Origin of the sequence: Brevundimonas sp., assembly GCF_036405315.1 — a bacterium.
Taxonomy (GTDB): Bacteria; Pseudomonadota; Alphaproteobacteria; order Caulobacterales; family Caulobacteraceae; genus Brevundimonas.
On sequence record NZ_DASWXW010000158.1, the window covers coordinates 1 to 20754 of the forward strand.

The 20754-nt window shown below is 67.3% G+C and carries 19 protein-coding genes; 12 read left to right on the forward strand and 7 right to left on the reverse strand.

Translation table 11 applies throughout. From position 1 onward, the window contains the following. Positions 1–135 precede the first annotated feature (135 nt). The 8 genes from murC (at position 136) to lpxC (ending at position 12511) form a co-directional block, all read left to right on the forward strand. Complete coding sequence (gene murC, locus VGE49_RS09870; protein ID WP_331034388.1) at positions 136–1581, forward strand: UDP-N-acetylmuramate--L-alanine ligase; 1446 nt, start codon at positions 136–138, stop codon at positions 1579–1581. Between the two features lie 12 nt (positions 1582–1593). Beyond that, the gene (gene murB, locus VGE49_RS09875; RefSeq protein ID WP_331034389.1) at positions 1594–2502 is read left to right on the forward strand and encodes a UDP-N-acetylmuramate dehydrogenase; all 909 of its coding nucleotides are present in this window, start codon (positions 1594–1596) and stop codon (positions 2500–2502) included. A gap of 246 nt (positions 2503–2748) precedes the next feature. Next, positions 2749–3687, forward strand: coding sequence for a D-alanine--D-alanine ligase (locus VGE49_RS09880; RefSeq protein WP_331034390.1), 939 nt, complete (start codon positions 2749–2751; stop codon positions 3685–3687). Continuing rightward, positions 3675–4529 carry a cell division protein FtsQ/DivIB gene (locus VGE49_RS09885; protein ID WP_331034391.1) on the forward strand — a complete coding sequence of 285 codons (855 nt, stop codon included), beginning with the start codon at positions 3675–3677 and terminating at the stop codon, positions 4527–4529. Before VGE49_RS09880 ends, VGE49_RS09885 begins: the two co-directional genes overlap by 13 nt. Before the next feature lie 25 nt (positions 4530–4554). Further along, on the forward strand, positions 4555–5880 hold the full coding sequence (gene ftsA, locus VGE49_RS09890; protein ID WP_105563928.1) for a cell division protein FtsA: 1326 nt from the start codon (positions 4555–4557) through the stop codon (positions 5878–5880). A 344-nt stretch (positions 5881–6224) separates the two neighbouring features. Continuing rightward, positions 6225–9572 carry a TonB-dependent receptor domain-containing protein gene (locus tag VGE49_RS09895; RefSeq protein WP_331034392.1) on the forward strand — a complete coding sequence of 1116 codons (3348 nt, stop codon included), beginning with the start codon at positions 6225–6227 and terminating at the stop codon, positions 9570–9572. A 255-nt stretch (positions 9573–9827) separates the two neighbouring features. Beyond that, positions 9828–11411 carry a cell division protein FtsZ gene (gene ftsZ, locus VGE49_RS09900; RefSeq protein WP_331034393.1) on the forward strand — a complete coding sequence of 528 codons (1584 nt, stop codon included), beginning with the start codon at positions 9828–9830 and terminating at the stop codon, positions 11409–11411. Between the two features lie 200 nt (positions 11412–11611). Next, positions 11612–12511, forward strand: a complete 900-nt coding sequence (gene lpxC / locus VGE49_RS09905) for a UDP-3-O-acyl-N-acetylglucosamine deacetylase (protein WP_331034394.1) — start codon at positions 11612–11614, stop codon at positions 12509–12511. 104 nt (positions 12512–12615) lie between these two features. Here lpxC and VGE49_RS09910 read toward each other — a convergent pair whose 3' ends face one another. Genes VGE49_RS09910 through lgt form a run of 4 tightly spaced genes read right to left on the reverse strand, consistent with a single transcriptional unit; the run spans position 12616 to position 15593 of the window. Continuing rightward, complete coding sequence (locus tag VGE49_RS09910; RefSeq protein WP_331034395.1) at positions 12616–13386, reverse strand: purine nucleoside phosphorylase YfiH/LACC1 family protein; 771 nt, start codon at positions 13384–13386, stop codon at positions 12616–12618. Next, a complete protein-coding gene (locus tag VGE49_RS09915) occupies positions 13383–13628 on the reverse strand; it encodes a helix-hairpin-helix domain-containing protein (protein WP_331034396.1) in 246 nt (81 codons plus the stop codon). The genes VGE49_RS09910 and VGE49_RS09915 overlap by 4 nt, the downstream gene beginning before the upstream one ends. 12 nt (positions 13629–13640) lie before the next feature. Next, entirely contained in the window at positions 13641–14714 is a 1074-nt protein-coding gene (locus VGE49_RS09920) for a class I SAM-dependent methyltransferase (protein WP_331034397.1), read from the reverse strand. Between the two features lie 6 nt (positions 14715–14720). Beyond that, positions 14721–15593, reverse strand: coding sequence for a prolipoprotein diacylglyceryl transferase (lgt, locus tag VGE49_RS09925; RefSeq protein WP_331034398.1), 873 nt, complete (start codon positions 15591–15593; stop codon positions 14721–14723). Positions 15594–15767: 174 nt separating this feature from the next. Between lgt and VGE49_RS09930 the strand changes: the two genes are divergently transcribed. The 3 genes from VGE49_RS09930 to VGE49_RS09940 all read left to right on the forward strand — a co-directional run bounded on the left by VGE49_RS09930 (position 15768) and on the right by VGE49_RS09940 (position 17433). Next, complete coding sequence (locus VGE49_RS09930; RefSeq protein WP_331034399.1) at positions 15768–16055, forward strand: accessory factor UbiK family protein; 288 nt, start codon at positions 15768–15770, stop codon at positions 16053–16055. A gap of 78 nt (positions 16056–16133) precedes the next feature. Beyond that, entirely contained in the window at positions 16134–16637 is a 504-nt protein-coding gene (locus VGE49_RS09935) for a type III secretion system chaperone family protein (RefSeq protein WP_207822535.1), read from the forward strand. A 1-nt stretch (position 16638) separates the two neighbouring features. Continuing rightward, a complete protein-coding gene (locus VGE49_RS09940; protein ID WP_331034400.1) occupies positions 16639–17433 on the forward strand; it encodes a pyrroline-5-carboxylate reductase family protein in 795 nt (264 codons plus the stop codon). A gap of 18 nt (positions 17434–17451) precedes the next feature. On the opposite strand, the gene VGE49_RS09945 is transcribed toward VGE49_RS09940, so the two are convergent. The 3 genes from VGE49_RS09945 to VGE49_RS09955 form a co-directional block, all read right to left on the reverse strand. Then, positions 17452–17943, reverse strand: a complete 492-nt coding sequence (locus VGE49_RS09945) for a hypothetical protein (protein ID WP_331034401.1) — start codon at positions 17941–17943, stop codon at positions 17452–17454. Between the two features lie 82 nt (positions 17944–18025). Further along, entirely contained in the window at positions 18026–19369 is a 1344-nt protein-coding gene (locus tag VGE49_RS09950) for an ATP-binding protein (protein ID WP_331034402.1), read from the reverse strand. 7 nt (positions 19370–19376) lie between these two features. Then, on the reverse strand, positions 19377–20108 hold the full coding sequence (locus VGE49_RS09955) for a response regulator transcription factor (protein ID WP_331034403.1): 732 nt from the start codon (positions 20106–20108) through the stop codon (positions 19377–19379). 88 nt (positions 20109–20196) lie between these two features. On the opposite strand from VGE49_RS09955, the gene VGE49_RS09960 reads away from it, so the two are divergent. After that, the coding region (locus VGE49_RS09960) for an aminotransferase class IV (RefSeq protein WP_331034404.1) at positions 20197–20754 on the forward strand (558 nt) is incomplete at its 3' end.

The following is a 20754-nucleotide window of genomic DNA, read 5'->3' on the forward strand; positions in this document are numbered from 1 at the left end:
GGCTTATGGTGAATCCTTACGGTTAAGGCGGAGTAACCAAACTTAAGATCCCGACAGATCGAGAGAATCCTTCGCCTGCGCGGACGACAGGCAAAGATGGTGCAAATCACGTCCCGTCTGAGCTATGAGGCGAAGATGATCGCACGCCTTCGCCCCGTCCCGTTCGCCCTTGGGCCTGTCCACTTTGTCGGCATCGGCGGCATCGGCATGAGCGGCATCGCCGAAATCATGCTGAAGATCGGCTATCAGGTGCAGGGCTCGGACGCCAAGGCCAGCGCCAACACCGAGCGGCTGGAGCGCCTGGGCGCCCGCATCTACATCGGCCACGACGCGGCCCACGTCACCGAGGGCGTCTCGGCGGTGGTCTATTCGACCGCGGTCAAGGCGGCGAACCCGGAACTGGTCGTGGCGCGCGAGCGTCGCATCCCCCTGGTCCGCCGGGCCGAGATGCTGGCCGAGCTGATGCGGCTGCAATTTTCGATCGGCGTCGGCGGCACCCACGGCAAGACCACGACGACTTCCATGGTCGCGGCCCTGCTGGACGCGGCGGGTCTGGACCCGACGGTGGTCAACGGCGGCATCATCAACGCCTACGGCACCAACGCCAAGGTGGGCGAGGGCGACTGGATCGTGGTCGAGGCCGACGAGAGCGACGGCAGCTTCCTGCGCCTGAAATGCACCGTGGCCATCATCACCAATATCGACCCTGAACACCTGGACCACTACGGCGACTTCGACGCGGTCAAGAAGGCCTTTTGCGACTTCATCGAGGACATTCCCTTCTACGGCTTCGGCGTGGTCTGCCTGGACCACCCGGAAGTACAGAAGCTGGCGGCCCAGATCGATAACCGCCGCCTTGTGACTTACGGCCTGAACCCGCAGGCCATGGTCCGCGCCGAGAACGTGCAGATGTCGCCCGACGGCGCCCGCTTCGACGTGGTGGTGCAGGGTCAGGGTCTGGCCGCGCTGGACGAGCCGACCCGGATCGAGGGCCTCTATCTGCCCATGGCCGGCTGGCATAATGTCTCCAACTCACTGGCCGCCATCGCCGTGGCGCGCGAACTGGGCGTGGACGACGACGCCCTGCGCGCCGGTCTGGCCGGCTTCGGCGGGGTCAAGCGCCGCTTCACCACCACGGGCGTCGTGGGCGGCGTGCGCGTCATCGACGACTATGGCCACCACCCGGTCGAGATCGCCGCCGTGCTCAAGGCCGCGCGTCAGGTGGTTCAGTCCGCCGACGCCCCCGGCCGCGTCATCGCCGTGGTCCAGCCGCACCGCTACACCCGTCTGCGCGACCTGATGGAGGAGTTCTCCACCTGTTTCGCCGACGCCGACAGCGTCCTGGTCGCCGACGTCTATCCGGCGGGCGAGCAGCCGATCGAGGGCGTCGACAAGCACGCCCTGGCCGACGGCATCCGCCGCTATGGCCACCGCAATGTCGCCGCCCTGGAAAACGCCGCCGTCCTGCCGCGCGTCATTAAGGACGAGGCCAGGCCGGGCGATCTGGTCGTCCTGCTGGGCGCTGGCGACATCACCAGCTGGGCCTACGCCCTGCCGGCGCAACTCGAAGCCCTCGGCTGAGCGGATACATAGATGTCCTGGACTGACAACCTCCCGACCGTGCGCGGCAAGCTGCTGCTGAACGAGCCGCTGGGGCCCTACACATGGTTCCGCGTCGGCGGGGCGGCGGACGCCCTGTTCATTCCGGCGGACGCTGACGATCTGGCCGATTTCCTGAAGGCCCTGCCCGAGACCGTGCCAGTCACCATCATCGGCGTCGGCTCCAACCTGATCGTGCGCGACGGCGGGGTCGAGGGCGTGGTGATCCGTCTGGCCGGCCGCGCCTTCGCCGCCATCACGACCGAGGGCGAGACCATCACGGCCGGCGCGGGCGCGCTGGATTCGATGGTGGCCAAAGCCTCCGCGAAAGCGGGCATAGCCGGGCTGGAGTTCTACGCCGGCATCCCCGGCACCATCGGCGGCGCCCTGACCATGAACGCGGGCTGCTATGGCGCTGAAACCAAGGACGTTCTGGTCTCCGCCTGGGGTCTGAACCGTCAGGGCGAGCGGGTCGAGCTGGCCCTGGCCGACTTCGGCTACACCTATCGCCATTCCAACGCCCCGGCGGGCGTCATCTGGATGGAGGCGACCTATCGCGGCGCGCCCGACGCGCCCGAGGCCGTCCTGGCTCGCATCAACGAGATCACCAGCCGTCGCGAGACGACCCAGCCGATCCGCGAAAAGACCGGCGGCTCGACCTTCAAGAACCCCGAGGGTCATTCCTCGTGGAAACTGGTCGACGAGGCCGGCTGGCGCGGCAAGCTGCATACTGAGACCGGCGGCGGGGCCAAGTTCAGCGAGCTGCACTCCAACTTCATGATCAACCCGGGTGAAGCCACCGCCGCCGACATCGAAGGTCTGGGCGAGGCGGTTCGCGCCGACGTTCTGAAAAAGACCGGCGTCCAACTGGACTGGGAAATCAAGCGGATCGGCCGGAAGTAAAACGCGCGCCTCTCCCTCCCCTTCATGGGGAGGGTGGCTGACGCGAAGCGGCAGGCGGGTGGGGGCGCTTTGGCAAATCAAGCGCCGCGCTCCATTTCGCCTCGTCCTCCCTACCCGGTCGCTACGCGACCACCCTCCCCATGAAGGGGAGGGAGAGGCGGTTAAATTCCCCTTCGGCCCCGCTATCGTTTCCAACCGGTTAACCGTATTCAGGGCATAGGGGCGGGCTAGTAGTCGGATCGTCCCATGCGCGCGCCCCTGAACACCCTTCACGTCGCTGTCCTGATGGGCGGCCTGTCGTCGGAACGCGAGGTTTCGCTGTCCTCGGGCCGCGGCTGCGCCGACGCCCTGGAAGGGCAGGTGGCCAAGGTCACGCGCGTCGACGCCGGGCGCGATCTGGCCCAGGTGCTGACGGCGCTGAAACCCGATGTCGTCTTCAACGCCTTGCACGGAAAATGGGGCGAGGACGGCTGCGTCCAGGGCATCCTCGAGACGCTGAAAATCCCCTACACCCACTCCGGCGTCCTGGCCTCGGCCCTGGCGATGGACAAGGACAAGTCCAAGGCCGTGCTGAGCGCGGCGGGCGTCATCGTGCCCGGCGGCGGCCTGTTCGACCGGCATGACGTGGCCAGCCGTCACGTCATCGACCCGCCCTATGTGGTCAAGCCGAACGCCGAGGGCTCCTCGGTCGGCGTCTTCGTGGTCCGCGAGGGCGCTAATCGTCCGGTGATCGAGGTCGGCGCCGACGACTGGGCCTATGGCGACCTGGTCATGGTCGAGCCCTTCATTGCGGGCAAGGAGTTGGCTGTCACGGTCCTGGGCGAGGCCAGCGGCCCGCGCGCCCTGACCGTCACCGACATCACCCCGACCAAGGGCTTCTACGACTATGAGGCCAAGTACGCTGAGGGCGGGTCCAAGCACGTCCTGCCCGCCGAACTGCCCGCCCACGTCTTCGAGAAGGCCCTGCGTCAGTCCGAGCTGGCCCACACCGCCATGGGCTGCCGCGGGGTTTCCCGATCCGATTTTCGTTATGACGATGTTAACGACGTTCTCGTTCTTCTGGAGGTCAACACCCAGCCCGGCATGACGCCGACCTCGCTCAGTCCCGAGCAGGCGGCCCATGTGGGGATGGCGTATCGTGATCTGGTTCGGTGGATGGTGGAGGACGCCTCATGCCCGCGGTAGTGCGCGGCGGTCGGCGACAGGGCGCGACGAAAGGCAGGGGGCAGGGCTCCCGCAACGCTCCGGCCACGCCGGGCAAGGTCGCCGCCATCGGCCGGCTGGACCTGTCTCCGCGCGCTGTCCTGATCTCCATCGTGGCGGGCGTGGTGGTGCTGGGCGGGGTTCTGGCGACGGGCGCGCGCGCCGAGCGCATCTCCAACTCGGTCTCCAATCGTTTCGACAGCGTCACCTCGGGCATGGGCCTGAAGGTGAAGAAGCTGCACGTCACCGGCGCCTCGCCTGAGGCCCGCGCCGCCATCCAGCAGGCCGTCGGCGTCAGCGCCGACCAGCCCATCGTCAGCCTCGACCTCAACGCCGTGCGCGACCGGGTTCAGGCCGTGGGCTGGGTCAAGGAGGCGCGCGTGGTGCGCCTGTTGCCCGACACCCTGATCGTCGATGTCAAGGAACACGACCGTCTGGCCGTCTGGCAGACCGGCGGCCACGCCTATGTCATCGACAGCCGGGGCCAGGTGATCCAGGGCGCCGACGCAGGCCGCTATCCCAAGCTGCCGCTGGTGGTGGGCAAGGGCGCCGATCAGACCGCCGCTGAAATCCTGCCGCTGCTGGCCCAGCGTCCGCGCCTGATGGCCCGCATCGAGGCCCTGGTCCGCGTGGACGAGCGCCGCTGGGACCTGCGCCTCAAGGACGGCAGCTTGATCCAGTTGCCCGCCGTCGATCAGGACAGCGCCCTGATCCGCCTCGACGCGCTGGACCAGCGCGAACGCCTTCTCGACCTGGGCTTCGCCCGGGTCGATCTCCGCACGCCCGAGGAGGTCGCCGTCCGGCCCTCCGAAGGCGCTGTCTGAACCGAATATCCAGGACACACGCATCATGGCCGGACGCAGCCGAGACACGAACACGGATCAAGCCAAGGGCGCCCCGCGCGCTCCGGCCGTGGCCGCGCTCGACCTGGGCCAGTCCAAGGTCGCCTGCTTCATCATGAAGCCCGAGGGCGTGCGCCACGCCGACCGCACCATCCGCGTCGCCGGGGCCAGCCACGTCCAGTCGCGCGGCGTGCGCGGCGGGGCCATTGTCAACATGGACGAGGCCGCCCAGGCCATCGGCCACGCGGTAGAGAGAGCGGAGCGAGCGGCCGGCTCGCCCGTCTCCGGCGTCATAGTCACCACGGCCATCGGCCAGATGGCCAGCCACCGGGTGCAGGCCCGCGTCTCGCTGGGCGCCCATCCGATCAGCGACGGAGACCTGGCGCGCGCCATCGGCATGGCCCTGGCCCAGATCCGTCTGCCCAACCGCCGTCCGATCCATGTCCTGCCCATCGCCTGGTCGGTGGACGGGGCGCGCGGCGTGCACGACCCGCGCTCGATGCGCGGCGGTTCGCTGGGGCTGGACCTGCTGGTCGTCTCTATGTCCGAAGGCTCCTTCGGCGCCCTCAGCCACTGCCTCGAACTGGCCCACCTGGATCTGCAGGGCGTGGCCGCCGCCCCCGTCGTCTCCTCGCTCGCCGCGCTGGAAGAGGACGAGATGGAGCTGGGCAGCGTCTGCATCGACATGGGCGGCGGCTCGACCTCGGCGGCGGTCTGGGGCGGACGCAGCCTGCTGCACATCGAAAGCCTGAACGTCGGCGGCGACCACGTCACCGCCGACATCGCGCGCGGCCTGTCGACCTCCAAGGTCGGCGCCGAGCGCCTGAAGACCCTGCACGGCTCGGCCATGGCCTCGGCCAACGAAGACCGCGAGATGCTGGAGGCCCCGCCGCGCGGCGAGGACCCGTCCGCCGGCCCCGTCATCGTCCCGCGCGCCATGCTCAAGACCGTCATCGCCCCGCGCGTCGAGGAAACCCTGGAACTGCTGCGCGACCGGCTGAAACACGCCGGCGTCGGCATGGACCCGGGCGCAGGCATCGTCCTGACCGGCGGCGCCAGCCAGCTGAACGGCGTGCGTGAACTGGCCGTGCGCGTCTTCGACCGCCCGGTCCGCCTGGGCAAGCCGCAACGCGCCCCCCACCTGGCCGACGCCGCCTCCGGCCCGGCCTTCTGCTCGGCCTCGGGCGTCCTGCTGCGCGCCGCCTACGGCCCGCGCGAGGCGGTCTCCGCCCGCAAGCTGATGTCCCGTCAGATCACCGCCGCCGACGCCCCCAAGGTGCACCGCGGCGGCATGGTCGCCCGCGCCGCCGGCTGGCTGCGCGACAACCTCTAGATTGAGGCGCCGTCTCGGGCGCGACATTTCCGCCCATCTTCTGTCGCATTTTGATGGACGCCGTGCATCGAGTTGCGAGTGGGTCGTTCTGTATTTTGGGCCCAAGGCGAAATTTTCATGCCCAATTTACCGAAATTTGGGGCATAATTTCGTTCACGGAACGCGCGTCGGCTATATGTGACTGGACTGTGTTCTCATTGTTACACGTCTGACGCGCAATGGTCCGGTTTGCGCCACAAAGGTTGCCGCTGCGCTCGTTTCGACTAGACGGGACGATCTGACATGCGTCTTGCCCTGCGCGATTCCGCATGTGCTGTGTTCAAACAAGTTTGGGGGCCCTCCATATGCACTTGAAGCGCAACTATCTCTTCGGGACGACGATCCTTGCCGGTGTGATCGCCGTCTCGGCTCCGGCGTTCGCCGAAACCGTGTCGGCAACCCAGGCTCAGGGTCAGGAAGCGACGACCTCGGTTGACGAAATCGTCGTCACCGGCTCGCGCATCCGCCGCGACCCGACGTCGTCGCCGACTCCGCTGATCCAGGTCGCGCGTGAAACGCTGCTGTCGACCGGCTCCGCCACGGTCATCGACTACCTGGCCACCATCCCGGCCCTGTCGAACTCGGTCGTGCCCTCGGATACGACGGGTTCGGGCCTGAACGACGGCGGTCTGTCGGTCGCCAACCTGCGCGCGCTGGGCACCGGCCGCACCCTGACCCTCGTCGACGGCCGCCGTCACGTCGGTTCGATCGGTGGTTCGCTGGGCGTCGACGTCGACACCATCCCGCGTCTGCTGATCGAGAACATCGAAATCATCACCGGCGGCGCCTCGTCGGTCTACGGCGCCGACGCCGTCTCGGGCGTGCTGAACTTCAAGCTGCGCACCGACTATGAAGGCCTCGAGATCGACGCGAACTACGCGATGATCAACGAAGACGGCCAAGCCGCCAAGCGGATCTCGGTCCTGGCCGGCAAGAACCTGTTTGACGACCGTCTGAACGTCTATGCTCACCTCGAATACGAGCAGCAGGACGAAGTTCAGAGCCTGGACATGGACTGGCTGCGTCGCGCTCCGGTTCTGCTGGGCGTGGACGCCGATCCGACGGCGATCGCCAATGGTCCGAACACCGACGGCCGCATCGACAACCTGATCTTCACCGGCACCGTCCGTCTGGACCGCCCGCGTTGGAGCCAGATGACCCTGGCCAACGCTCAGCAGCCCAGCGCCCTGAACAACCCGAACGTCGCGCAGGCGAACTGCACGGCCTTCAACGCCGCCAACTGCTACTCGGTCGATCCGACCAAGACCTGGTGGTTCGACGGCACGACCGCACGTCTGGCCAACTTCGGCAGCCGCGTCGGCAACACGGGCTCTAGCCGTCCGTACAACGTCGGCGGCGATGGCGAGAGCGCCGCGCGCTTCTCGACCGACAGCCGTCTGCCGCGCTCGGAATCCTACCGCTATCAGGTCGGCGCCAACTACAAGGTGACTGACTCCGTCAGCGCCTATGTCGAAGCCAAGTATGTCGACGAATACACCTACGACATCAGCCAGCCGATCTTCTACGACATCAACTTCAGCGACGCCGCCATCTCCGCTGGCCGTCACGTGCAGATCACCGGCACGTCGACCGCCAACATGCGCTGGTCGGACAACGCCTTCATCCCGGCCAACCTGAAGGCCGCCATCGGCGCCAACACAGTCACGAACTATGGTGCGCCGACCCTGACGGCTCCGGGCGCCGCCCTGGCTCCGACCGCCGCTCCCTGGGCCCGTCTGTCGGGCTTCGGCAACGACCGCTACCAGGAAAACCAGCGCGACCTGCAGCGTTATGTCGCCGCCTTCAAGGGCGACCATGGCCAGTTGGGCTTCATCAAGAACTTCGGCTGGGACGCGTCCTACACCTACGGTCGTATGGACAACGAAAACCGCGAGTATGCGGTTGACGCCGAGCGCTTCTACTTCGGCGCCGACTCGGTCATCGACACGGCCGGCGTTCTCGGCACGGCCGGCGCCACCGTCTGCCGCGCCAAGCTGCTCGACGCCCAAGGCGTCAAGCTTGCCGACCCGGTTCGCGGCGGCTTCGTCCAGGACAGCGCCACCGGTCGCGCCGCGATCAGCGAGTGCGTGCCGTACAACATCTTCGGCAAGGGCAACCAAAGCGCCGCAGGCGAGGACTACGTCAAGGCCTTCGTGACCATCAAGCAGGTCAACGAACAGCACGACGCGATCGCCGCTGTGTCGGGTCAGCTGTGGGACTTCTGGGGCGCCGGCGCCATCGGCGTGGCCCTGGGCGCGGAATACCGCAAGGAATACACCTCGGCCGAAGGCCGCAGCCGTTCGGTCGGCGATCGCTTCCTGTTCTCGAACAGCAGCGCCGATTTCCCGGGCACGTCCTACGAGTCGAAGGAAGTGTTCACCGAAGTTTCGGTGCCGCTGTTCCGCGACAATTTCCTGGGCGAATACTCGGAACTGAGCGCCAGCTACCGCTATTCGGACTACTCGACCGTTGGCGGTCAGGAAGTCTATGGCGTGAACTTCATCTATCGCCCGATCCACGACATCTCGTTCAAGACCAGCTACAACAACTCCATCCGCGTCCCGACGCTGGCGGAGCAGTTCTCGCCCTTCGGCCAGACGTTCGTCGACGTGCAGGATCCCTGCACCACGGCGCGCATCACGGCGGCGGGTCTCGCGGCTGACATCAAGGCCAACCGTATCGCCAACTGTACCGCTCTGGCGGCTGCCAAGGGCCTGAGCTATGACTTCGGCGGCACGACGGCGACCCCGGACGACGACTACATCCCGGTCTACACCTCGACGACCGCGGGCGTGAACGGCGGCAACATCAACCTGAAGCCGGAAGAATCGAAGTCGTTCACCTTCTCGACGGTGTTCCAGCCGCGCTTCATTCCGAACTTCAGCGCGGTTCTGGATTACTATGAAATCCAGATCGACAACGTCATCCAGTCGGTTGGCGCGGCGACGGCGGCGGCGAACTGCGTCAGCGGCCCGACGCTGAACATGTCGGCCTGCTCCACCATCTTCCGCAACAATACGCCGATTGCGAACCCGCAGACGGCGCAGGATCGTTCGGAAGCCTTCAAGGTGGGCGACCCGGTGACGCAGATCGGCTTCATCCAGGGCTCGATCAACTACGCCAAGCGTACCGTCCGCGGCATGGACTTCACCGCTCGCTACGCCTTCGACACCGAAGAGATGCTGGGCAAGAACTGGGGTCGCTTCGACTACTCGATCAACGGTTCGTGGCTGATCGAGCAGAAGCAGTTCAACAACCTGGAGCGTCCGGCCGAGTTCACCGAGTTCGCCAGCACCGCCCAGACCGGCGGTTCGTTCCCGCGCGTTCGCTTCAGCTCGACCCTGGCCTGGGAGCCGAACGAAGACTGGCGCGTGTCGTGGGTCGCTGACTGGCAGGCGTCGCAAGACATCATCCAGTACCGCGACTTCATCGCGAACATGGACTCGCGTCCGGTCGAGTACCTGCGCACCGGCAACTTCGTCCGCAACGACCTGCTGGTTCGCTGGAACGTTCGTGACGACCTGACCCTGCGCGCCGGCGTGACCAACATCTTCGACGCCGAGCAGGCGCCGTGGCTGGGCACGACCCTCTACTCGAACTTCGACCCCTATGGTCGTCGCTTCAACATCGGCCTGAACTACCGTCCCTGGTAAGTTCGGCTCGATCCGGAACGGAAAGGGCGGCTCGCAAGAGCCGCCCTTTTTCTTTTCGGCGTCATCAGCCGGAAAAATGAAGAAAATCTGCGGCCAAGCTACGGGAGCGGGCTTTCAAATCGGCCGACTCATATTACCGGGGTAACACTCCGTTAACGCAAAGAGGGCTTTCCTTAACGCGCTCATAACCAATGCGATTCGGCGGGGATTTCGTATTGGGGCTAACGAGCAGGGTCGGAAGGTCGGAACAAGAACATGTCTCTCTCGCTGGTGAAGCCGCAACATACGGAATTGAAGCCCCGGATCGTCGTCTTCGGCGTCGGCGGCGCGGGCGGAAACGCCGTCAACAACATGATCGACGCCGGCCTTGAAGGGGTCGAGTTCGTCGTCGCCAACACCGACGCCCAGCACCTCAGCTTCGCCAAGACCGACCGTCGCATCCAGCTGGGCGAGACCATCACCCAGGGCCTCGGCGCCGGCGCCCACCCCGAAGTCGGCATGAACGCCGCCGAGGAGAGCGCGGACGAGATCCACGCGCATCTGGACGGCGCGCACATGGTCTTCATCACCTGCGGCATGGGCGGCGGCACCGGCACCGGCGCGGCCCCTGTCATCGCCAAGTGCGCCCGCGACCGCGGCATCCTGACCGTCGGCGTCGTGACCAAGCCCTTCACCTTCGAAGGCCGCCACCGCATGCGTCTGGCCGACTCCGGCGTCGCCGAGCTGCAACGCTATGTCGACACCCTGATCGTCATTCCGAACCAGAACCTGTTCCGCGTCGCCAACGAGCGCACGACCTTCGCCGACGCCTTCGGCATGGCTGACCAGGTGCTGCACTCGGGCGTGCGTTCGATCACCGATCTGATGATCCTGCCCGGCCTGATCAACCTCGACTTCGCCGACGTCCGCGCCGTCATGTCCGAAATGGGCAAGGCGATGATGGGCACGGGCGAGGCCACGGGCGACGACCGCGCCCTGCTGGCGGCTCAGAACGCCATCGCCAACCCGCTGCTGGACGAGACCAGCCTCAAGGGCGCCAAGGCCGTTCTGGTCAACATCACCGGCGGTCTGGACATGACGCTGCTGGAAGTGGACGAGGCCGCCAACGCCATCGCCGCCGAAGTGGACGGCGACGCCAACATCATCTTCGGCGCCGCCTTCGATCCGGCCCTGGACGGCAAGATCCGCGTCTCGGTCGTGGCCACCGGCATGGACGAGGCCGTCATCCAGAAGATCGAGCCGCAGGGTTCGGCCTTCGCCGACCGTCGCCCCACGACGATGGCTCCGCGTCAGCCTGAAGTCCGCATCGAGCCGGTTCGCGAACCGGTCCGCGCGCCCGAGCCGGCTCCGGTCTATGAGGCTCCGGCCGCTCGCGCCGCGCCCGAGCCGCGCCCCGAAGTGCGGGCTGAGCCCGTCATCCACGACGCGCCCCGCAACCTGGAGCCGATCATCGACCCCTGGGTCGAGGAATACGAATCCGGCGCCGTGCGCGCTGAACCGGCCGCCGCCTCGCAGGGCGACCTCTACTTCGACCGTGGCCAGCAACAGCAGCCGCAAGCCCGTCCGGCCCCGCGCCGCGAAGAGGCGCCGGTCGCTGAAGAGGAATACTACGACGACCGCGACCACCGTCGCAGCGGCTGGAGCCTGTTCGGCAAGAAGCGCCAGCAGCCACAACAACAGCAGCAGCCGTCCTATGCGCCGCAGCCGTCGTCGCCCAACCGCACGACCCAGCAGCTGCGCCAGACCCAGGCGACCCAGCCGGCTCAGGACTATCAGGCCGGCCACGCTGAAGACGACGATCTGGAAATCCCGTCCTTTCTTCGCCGCCTCGCGAACTGATCGGATCAGACGCTGATGGAAACGCCCCGGAGCCTGGCTCCGGGGCGTTTTCCCTTGTTTCAGTCATGAGGCTGTGTCGCATCTGACCGAAACAATCCGAAACCCATCTTTCATTTCGCGCTTGAGCCATCGTGATTAAACGACAGGCGAGGCGAACTCCGCACGACTGCGCGGAGCCGCGCAACACAGAGAGTTTCAGCTTGTCGGTCCGTAACGACCATCACGAACAGACCATCGTCGCCCCGGCCATCACGGCAGGCGTGGGCGTTCATACCGGCCAGCGCGTCAAGCTGGTCGTGCGCCCGGCCGCGCCCGGCGCGGGCATTGTCTTCGTGCGCACGGATATCACCGACCGCGACAACCGCATCCCCGTCTCGGGCGAGGCCGTCGTCGACGCCCGCCTGAACACCATGATCGAGAACGCGGCGGGCGTGCGCCTGTCGACCATCGAGCACCTGATGGCCGCCCTGTGCGCGCTGGGCGTCTCCAACGCCGTGATCGAGGTCGACGGCCCCGAAGTGCCGATCCTGGACGGCTCGGCGCTGCAGTTCGTGCAACTGCTGGACCGCGCCGGTTTCCGTCGTCAGGAAGCCCCGGTCCGCTATATCGAAATCCTGAAGCCGATCCGGGTGGAGGAGGGCGACAAGTCCGCCGTCCTGCTGCCCTGCGACCGCTATGAAATGCGCTTCGAGATCGACTTCCCGACGCCGGTCATCGGCAATCAGGTGGTGGACTTCGTCGTGGACGAGGCGACCTTCCGCGCCGACATCATGGCCGCCCGCACCTTCGGCTTCGCCCATGAGGTCGAGGCCCTGCGTCAGGCCGGTCTGGCCCGCGGCGGGTCGCTGGAAAACGCTGTGGTCATCGACGGCGACGAGATATTGAACCCCGGCGGCCTGCGCATGGAACGCGAGTTCGTGCGCCACAAGGCCCTGGACGCCATCGGCGACCTCTACGTCCTCGGCGCGCCGCTGCTGGGCCGCTATGAAGGCGTCAAGGCGGGCCACGCCCTGAACAACAAGCTGGTCCGCGCCCTTCTGGCCCAGCCGAACGCCTGGCGCGAAACGACCCGCGTCCCCGACATGGCGATGGCGGGCTAACTCCCGTCCTTCTTTCCTTGAGGGGGAGGTCTCAGCCTCCCATTTGTCCGCTCATCCCGGCCTTCGCCGGGAGCGGATATATGCGCCCCTCAAGGGGAGAAGGCTCAGGTCAGGGCGATGGTGCTGATCAGCCGCCCGAAATCCGGCTCTCCCGCCAGAAACGCCCGGCGGTTCGAGTAGAACCGCGCAGCGTCCGCGCGCGTGTCGTCGCCCGTCCAGGCGGCGTCGCCGACCCCGGACTGTTCCAGCCGCCACAGCACAAAGCCGGGCAGGTTGAACAGGCGTTTGTTCTCAGTCGCGCCGGGGGCGAAGAAGCGTTCGCTGCCGGGATCGTGGTGGGCGAAGCGTTCCTGATAGTCGATGCCGACCTCATAGGAGGCTTGCGCGATGCAGGGGCCGACCACGGCCACCATGCGCTCGGGGCGAGCGCCAAGCGCCTCCATCGCCGCGACGGTCGAGTGGATGATCCCCCCAAGGGCTCCCTTCCAGCCCGCATGGGCCGTGCCGACCACGCCGGCCTCGGCGTCGGCGAACAGGACGGGGGCGCAGTCGGCGGTCAGGACCGAAGCGATCGGGCCGCGCACGGCCGCGACCACGGCGTCGCCCTCGGGGCGCTCGCCCTTCCAGCCGGCCTCGGCCACGCGGGCCACGGCGGAGTGGATCTGATAGCAGCCGCACAGGTCATCCAGCCCGCCGCCCATCCATTCGGCGACGCGGCGGCGGTTCTCGGCCACAGCCGCCGGATCATCCTGTGAGCCCACACCCGCGTTCAGTCCGGCGTAGATGCCTTCGGACACGCCGCCCTCACGGGTGAAGAAGCCGTGGCGAACCCCGGCCTTGTCGAGCAGCGGGTGGGTGATGGGGCTCAGGCTCATGCGGCCTCCAGCGACGAACGGGCGACGGCGACGGCGGCTTCGACCGCCTTGCGCGCCTGGGGGCTGTTCTTCCAGCAGGTCGAGCCGACGCTGGCGGCGGCGCCGGCGCAGACGACGGCGGGATCGGCCTGGGCCAAGCTTTCAAAGCCGCCCAGACCCTGTTCCTCCAGCCGCTCGACCACCTTGGGCCCGACGCCCTTTACGGACAGAAGAATGGCTCTTTCGCGCTCGGAAAAACGCATCGTCCGCAGTCCTCAGAAACCCGGCAGGGCCAGCGAACGGGGCGAGAAGATCGCCGCCGCCTTGAACAGTTCGCCCATCTGGTCCGGCGCGGTCAGACGGTCCAACTGGCGCTGGATGACCGGGGCGGCGTCGGGGCGGGCCTGCATCAACTTCCGGGCGCGGGCGTCGATCCCCAGGGCCTTGAGGAAGGCGCCCTGGCTCACGCAGCCGGTGACGTCGGCGCCGCTGCGCACCGCGGCCTCCAGCACCAGCGGGAAGTCGGCCCACTGCGTCAGGTCGGCCTCGCCCGGCGTCGCCAGCGGATCGACCTTCCGGTGTCGTCGCAGACCCTGCAGGGTGTCGCCCGGTCCCGCCTGGCTGCGGCCATAGTCGATCAGCAGAGCTGCGCCGGACGCGGCCTTCACAAGGGTCGCCAAGTCGCGGGCGAAGGCGGCCTGCTGCTCGGAAATCTCGACCACCTGGCCCGGCTCGACGTCATATTCAGGCTGGTCGAAGCCGCCGGAAATGGCCACTAGGCCGAAGGTCAGGTCATTGTCGTCCGTCACGCCGACGCGGCGCTCGGCCCAGCCCCCCGCGGTCTTCATGAACTGGCGTGCGGGCATGCAGTCCAGCACCTCGTTGCCGATCAGGATGACGGGGGCGTCGGTCTCGATCTGGTGCAGGGCGCTGAGCCAGCGGGGGTGGACGTCGGCGTCGGCCAGTCGCCGCGCCTGTTCCGCCCGCAGCGGCGCGCTGGGCTCGATCAGGATCAGGTCGACGGCCTCGAGGAAGCCGGGGACCAGCCGCGCGGCTCTCAGGGCGTCCGAGATCAGCGTCCCGTCGCCCGGCCCGACCTCGACCAGCCGCACCCGCTCGGGCGCGCCCAGACGGCTCCATACCTCGATGGCCCACAGGCCGATCAGTTCGCCGAACATCTGGCTGACCAGAGGCGCGGTGATGAAGTCGCCGCCTTCACCCAGCGCGGGCCGTGTCGAATAATAGCCGCCCTTGGAATCGTGCAGGCAGCGGGTGACATAGTCCGCCACCGTCATGGGCCCGGTCAGCACGATCTCGCGGACCAGACGATCCTTGAGGGTCTCGGTCATGGCGCCTTACGCCTCCGCCACGACCGGCTTCTTCAGCGCCCGCCAGATCAGCCAGGCGCCGACCAGCATCATAGGGATCGACAGGATCATGCCCATGGTCAGGCCCAGCGGCAGGTTGTCCAGCCCGGCGTCCGGCTGACGCACGTTCTCCAGCGCGGCGCGGCAGACGCCATAGCCCAGCAGGAACAGGCCGGTGACGAAGCCCGGACGCTTCAGCATCTTCCACTTCCAGATAGCCAGCGATAGGATGATCAGCAGCAACAGCCCCTCAAGCCCGGCTTCATACAGTTGGCTGGGGTGGCGCGGTTCATTGCCGGCGGGGCAGAAGCCGTACATCTGCTCGATGCGGGCGTTGCAGAAGCGGATGGCCCAGGGAACCGTCGTCTCGCGGCCCCACAGCTCGCCGTTGATGAAGTTGGCGATGCGGCCGAAGAAGAGGCCCAGGGGCGCGACCGGGGCGATCAGGTCGCCCAGGCTCAACGGATTGATCTTCTGGCGGCTGGCGTAAAGCGTGACGGCGATGACCACGCCCAGGAATCCGCCGTGGAAGCTCATGCCGCCGGTCCAGAGTTGCAGCAGTTCCAGCCGCTCGCCCCAACTGTCGCCAGTGAAGACCTGAGCGAACATGGCCGGCTTGTAGAAGAGGGCGTAGCCGAAGCGGCCGCCCAGGATGACGCCCAGCGTGATCCACAGCACCAGGTCGTCCAGCTGGGGTCCCGTCACCGGCGGCTTGCCGGGCGACCACAGCCGTTCCGCCTTGGCCAGACGCGAGGCGTACCACCAGCCCAGCACGATCCCGGCGACATAGGCCAGGGCGTACCAGCGGATGGGCAGGGGGCCGAGATGGATCAGGACAGGATCGAATTCGGGGAAGGGCACAGGGCCTCCGTCAGCACCGTTTGGGACCCCAAATCATCTAGCAAGCGAGACTGCATTCGTCGCGCGCTTTTCCAGCGAAGCAGTTTATAGCCGGTTCGGACGGAAAGGTTTCGTTCACCCAATTTACGACGCCATTAACCATATACTGGCGTGGCAGAGACACGAGATTTGATCATGCAGACGCGCAATCCCCTTCTGGACGAGTTCGCCAAGCTGACCACGGGCGCCATGGGTCTGGCCCAGGCCGCGGGCGACGAGGCCAAGGCCGCCTGGCGCGCCCAGACCGATCGTTTCGTCGCCGAGATGGACCTGGTCCGTCGCGACGAGTTCGACGTGCTGAAGGACGAGATCGCCGCCCTGCGCGCCGAGATCGCTGAGCTTAAGGCTCAGAAATCGCCCGCGAAAAAGGCATCGACCGGAACGTCCACAGCCGCGAAGCCCGACGCCGACGCCGCCGGTTGAGCCGAATCTCCGAACACGTTTACCGTTCGTTTGCAGGTCGTGAGTCGCGACCCCTCGAGTTAAGATTGTGAACCCCTGATGGATGCAGCCCGGCCCGAAGAGGTCGACGTTCCCTACGACCCTCTGGATGTCGTGGAGCACGTCCTCAACGCGGAGAACCTGCCGTTCGACCGCACGGACGACGGCGACCTGGCCTTCGCCCTGGCGGGCGACTGGAAGGACTATGAGCTGTGGTTCGCATGGCGGCCTGAGGGCGACTGCCTTCAGCTGTGCTGTGCGCTCGACCTTCGGGTCATGAAGACGCGCCGCGCCGCCGCCTATGAACTGGTGTCGATGATCAACCAGCGCACCTGGCTGGGCCATTTCGAGATCTGGCCCGACGAGGGGGAGATCGTCTTCCGTCACTCCCTGGCTCTGCCGCACAGCGAGCGCCCGACCCTGGCCCAGGCCGCGTCCATGATCGACGCCGCCATTGAGGCCGCCGACCGCTACTATCCGGCCTTCGACTTCATGGTGCGCGGCTCCAAGAAGGCGCAGGAAGCCATCGACGCCTGCCTGTTCGAAACCGTGGGCACCGCCTGACATGGGACGCCCGGTTGTCCTGCAAGGCGTGGGGCGGCTAGGCTCGGCCATCCTGGAGGGGTGGCTGAAGACCGGCGCGGTCGATCCCGCCGACCTCATCATCCTGACCCCGTCCGAAAAGCCCGCCGCCGAGGCGGCGCGGGTTCTGGGCGCGCGGATCAATCCGCCGCTGGAAACATTGGCGAACGCCCGCGCCTTCGTCATCGGTGTCAAACCGGCCAAGTGGTTCGAGGCCTCGCGCCCCATCCTGCCGCATCTGGCGACTGACGCCGTCATCGTCTCGGTCATGGCCGGGGTGAGGGGCGAGACCATTTCCGACGGCTTCGACGACCGCTCCGTCGTGCGCATCATGCCGACGACCGGCGTGGCCCAGGCCCAGGGCGTGGCGACCATCTGGGCCGCAGACGACGCGGCCCGTGCGGTGGGCGAGGCCCTGTTCGCCCCCATCGCAGAGACCGTTCATCTGGACGAAGAAGCGGCCATGCACGCCGCGACCGCCGTGTCCGGTTGCGGCCCTGCCTACTATTTCGCCTTCACCCGCGCCCTGGCCCAGGCCGGGGTCGAGGAAGGCCTGTCGCCAGAGGCCGCAGTGCGCCTGGCCCGCGCCACCCTGCGCTCCGCTGCGGCGGGCGTGGAGGGAGGCGAGGCCCTGGACGGCCTGATCGACCGCGTGGCCTCGCCCGGCGGCGTGACCCAGGCCGGTCTTGTGGCTCTGAACGCAAACGGCGCCCTCGACCGGGCGGTCGAGAGCGCCGTTCAGGCGGCTGTGGCCAAGTCGACCGAGCTCAGCGGCTGAGTCTGCCGCCCCTCGGGGTCAGCGTTTGACGAAGCGGCCTTCGGCCAGGTTGCGCGCCAGGCGATTATAGGCGGTGCTGGCGTCCTGCCAGGTGGTGAAGCCCTGAACCTCGGCCAGGGTGTTGGAATAATAGTCGAACTTGACCGGCTGAACCTCGCCGTTCGCCATCGTGACCGAGCCTTCGATGGCGGCGCCGCCGATCGAGATGCTGCGGATAGGGTCCAGGCCCGGCGTGTCGCCGACCTGCTGCATGGTGGGGCGGTTGGGCTTCAGGTCGGTGATGATCAGTTCGACCCGGGCACCGTCCAGGGCGTGACGCGCCGTCAGGGTGCGTTCGACCGTGCGGGTCAGGTCTTCGACCTGTTGGCGGACATCGCGCTGGCCGAGTTCTTCGGCGGTCTTGGCGAAGTCAGGACTGACGGTGACGACGACGGCGGAGGGTTGGGCGGCTGCGGCGCTGGCGAGAGCCAAGGCGGCGGTGAGCGGTGCGAGGAATGCGACAGTGCGCATCATACGGACTCCTGATCCAGGCCCCCCTGGAACAGGTTCAAAATGGCGATGATTTTACGGTGACGCTAGGGGGCGCGGCAAATTATCCCGGCAGGCGGATCAAGGCTTTCAGCCCGCCCATCTCGCTGCGGTCCAGGGTGATGTCGCCGCCGTGGCCGCGCGCCACGTCGCGGGCGATGGCCAGGCCCAGGCCCACGCCCTTGCGATTCTGATTGCGCGAGGCGTCCAGGCGGGAAAAGGGGCGGAAGGCCTCTTCGTGCATGTCCTCGGGAATGCCCGGCCCGTCGTCCTCAACGGCGATTTCCAGGCCGCCGGAGGGCAGGGGGCGGGCCGACAGGCGCACGTGCTCGCCGTGCGAGGCGGCGTTGCCCGCCAGGTTGTTCAGCGCACGGCGGAAGGCCAGGGGGCGGATCTGGGCGTCCAGCTCCTCGGGCGTCTCGACCGTGACCTCGGCCCCGGCGCGGCGGGCGTCCTCTGCGGCGCGGCGCAGCATTTCAGGCACGGAGACGGCCTGGATCGCCTCGCCCGCCTCGCCGCGCGCGAAGGCCAGGTATTCGTCGATCATGTGCTCCATCTCGTCGAGATCACCCCTCATCGCCTCGGCGCGTTTGAACGGCGGGGCCAGGGCCAGTTCGAGCCGCAGGCGGGTCAGGGGCGTGCGCAGGTCATGGCTGACCGAGGCCAGCAGGGCGGTGCGCTGTTCGATATGGCGCTGGATGCGGGCGCGCATGTCGAGGAAGGCGCTGGCGGCGGCCCGCACCTCGCGCGCGCCGTGCGGCTTGAAACGGGGCACGCTCTCGCCCCGGCCGAAAGCCTCAGCGGCGTCGGCCAGACGTTCGATGGCGCGGACCTGATTGCGGATGAACAGCACCGCCACGCCGAGCAGAAGGACGGTGGCGATCGTTAGCCAGAGGACGAAGATGTGGGCCTGGGTCGCCACGGCCCGCTCGCGCGGGGCGATGATCCGCAACACGCCGTCCGGTTCCTGCACGCGGATGTCGACGTAGGCAGGATAGCGAGTGGTGTCGAACCAGAAGGGCTGGTCCAGCCGCGAGGCCAGCGCCTTCTCCATGGTCCGATCCACCACCCCGATCGGCCCGCGACGTCGCTCGGCGGGCAACTTGGCGCCCTCCTGGAAGGCGACGGACAACTGCATGGACCGTTCAGCCCGGTCGGCGATGACGTTCAGGTTCTGCGGCGTCGGGTCGTCGCGAAAGCTCTCGGCGGCCCACGCCACGTCGCCGGCCAGCCCTTCGGACAGGCGCGCGGTTACGGCCTGCCAATGGGCGTCGAAGAAGGCCCAGGTCACTGCCCCCTGCATGATCAGCACCGGCAGGACGATGATCAGCAGCGAGCGCCCCCACAGCGAGGTCGGCAGGCGGCGCTTGATCATCCGCGCCCAGAGGGGAAGGGGCAGCAGCCTCATCGTCGGATCAGTCGGGCGCCAGCATATAGCCGACGCCGCGCACGGTCTGGAGGTAGCGTGGGTTCTTGGGGTCGGCCTCAAGCTTGCGGCGCAGGCGCGTCACCTGAACGTCCACGGCGCGGCCGGTGATGTCGGCGGTGTCGGGCGACAGGTTCATCCGCTCGACCGGCGAATGAGCATGGACGGCCAGGGTCTTCAGCAGTTGCGCCTCGGCCTCGGTCAGGCGTTGCAGCGTCCCGTCGCGGGTCAGTTCCAGCCTTTCCATGTCGAACACCGCAGATCCCATGCGGATCTCGCGCGGGGTCAGCGGCTTGCCGCCGGTGCGACGCAGGATGGCCTCGATCCGCAGCGCCAGTTCCCGGGGGTCGAAAGGCTTGGACATATAGTCGTCGGCGCCGCGCGACAGGCCCTCGATCCGGTCGTCGGGATCGCCCTTGGCCGTCAGCAGCAGGACCGGGGTCTTGGACAGCGAGGCCTGGCTGCGGATCCAGGTCGTCAGGTCGAAGCCGCTCTCGCCCGGCATCATGACGTCCAGCACGATCAGGTCGAACTCGATCAGTTCCACCAGCCGCCGCGCCGCGCCCGCGTGAGCGGCGCCGGTGACGCGATAGCCCTCGCGCGCCAGGAACTCTTTCAGCAGTTCGCGGATTCTGTCGTCGTCATCGACGATCAGCAGATGGCGGCCTGTGCCGGGCGCGGCGACGGGGCCGGAACGGCTGGAAGAACGGGTATCGGTCATGCTTTGGGCGATCCTGCCGAACGCGAGGCGTTGACGGCGGCGGTAGAGAAGAGTGTAACCCGATCATATCCGCGGGAGACGTTATTCAATGGCCTTCGTTCCTTTCGACGATCGTGACGGCTGGATCTGGTTTGACGGCGCATTCGTGCCCTGGAGGGAAGCGAAAACGCACGTTCTGACCCATGGCCTTCACTACGGCTCGTCGGTGTTCGAGGGTGAGCGTATGTACGGCGGCGAAATCTTCAAGTTGACGGCGCACAGCCAAAGGCTGAAACGCTCGGCCGAGCTGCTGGACTTCGACATTCCCTACAGCGTGGCCGAGATCGACGCCGCCTGCAAGGAAACCTGCGAAAAGAACGGCATGACGGACTGCTACATCCGTCCGGTGGCCTATCTGGGCGCCGAGCAACTCAGCGTCTCGTCGCTCAACAGCAAGGTCCATCTGGCCATCGCGGCCTGGGAATGGCCCAGCTATTTCGACCCCGAGGTCAAGAAGAAGGGCATTCGTCTGGAGTGGGCCAAGTGGCGCCGCCCCGACCCGGCCACCGCCCCCTCGACGGCCAAGGCCGGCGGCCTCTACATGATCTGCACCATGTCCAAGACGGCGGCCGAGAAGCGCGGCTTCGCCGACGCCATGATGCTGGAC

Bases quoted from the DNA above. Each gene is read 5' to 3' on its own strand.
- VGE49_RS09920 (WP_331034397.1), bottom strand. From the start codon at position 14,714: ATGACCGAGACCCTCAAGGATCGTCTGGTCCGCGAGATCGTGCTGACC.
- ftsA (WP_105563928.1), top strand. From the start codon at position 4,555: ATGGCCGGACGCAGCCGAGACACGAACACGGATCAAGCCAAGGGCGCC.
- VGE49_RS09930 (WP_331034399.1), top strand. From the start codon at position 15,768: ATGCAGACGCGCAATCCCCTTCTGGACGAGTTCGCCAAGCTGACCACG.
- VGE49_RS09945 (WP_331034401.1), bottom strand. From the start codon at position 17,943: ATGCGCACTGTCGCATTCCTCGCACCGCTCACCGCCGCCTTGGCTCTC.
- VGE49_RS09950 (WP_331034402.1), bottom strand. From the start codon at position 19,369: ATGAGGCTGCTGCCCCTTCCCCTCTGGGCGCGGATGATCAAGCGCCGC.
- VGE49_RS09940 (WP_331034400.1), top strand. From the start codon at position 16,639: ATGGGACGCCCGGTTGTCCTGCAAGGCGTGGGGCGGCTAGGCTCGGCC.
- VGE49_RS09885 (WP_331034391.1), top strand. From the start codon at position 3,675: ATGCCCGCGGTAGTGCGCGGCGGTCGGCGACAGGGCGCGACGAAAGGC.
- VGE49_RS09910 (WP_331034395.1), bottom strand. From the start codon at position 13,386: ATGAGCCTGAGCCCCATCACCCACCCGCTGCTCGACAAGGCCGGGGTT.
- VGE49_RS09915 (WP_331034396.1), bottom strand. From the start codon at position 13,628: ATGCGTTTTTCCGAGCGCGAAAGAGCCATTCTTCTGTCCGTAAAGGGC.
- murC (WP_331034388.1), top strand. From the start codon at position 136: ATGATCGCACGCCTTCGCCCCGTCCCGTTCGCCCTTGGGCCTGTCCAC.
- murB (WP_331034389.1), top strand. From the start codon at position 1,594: ATGTCCTGGACTGACAACCTCCCGACCGTGCGCGGCAAGCTGCTGCTG.
- VGE49_RS09955 (WP_331034403.1), bottom strand. From the start codon at position 20,108: ATGACCGATACCCGTTCTTCCAGCCGTTCCGGCCCCGTCGCCGCGCCC.
- VGE49_RS09895 (WP_331034392.1), top strand. From the start codon at position 6,225: ATGCACTTGAAGCGCAACTATCTCTTCGGGACGACGATCCTTGCCGGT.
- ftsZ (WP_331034393.1), top strand. From the start codon at position 9,828: ATGTCTCTCTCGCTGGTGAAGCCGCAACATACGGAATTGAAGCCCCGG.
- VGE49_RS09935 (WP_207822535.1), top strand. From the start codon at position 16,134: ATGGATGCAGCCCGGCCCGAAGAGGTCGACGTTCCCTACGACCCTCTG.
- VGE49_RS09880 (WP_331034390.1), top strand. From the start codon at position 2,749: ATGCGCGCGCCCCTGAACACCCTTCACGTCGCTGTCCTGATGGGCGGC.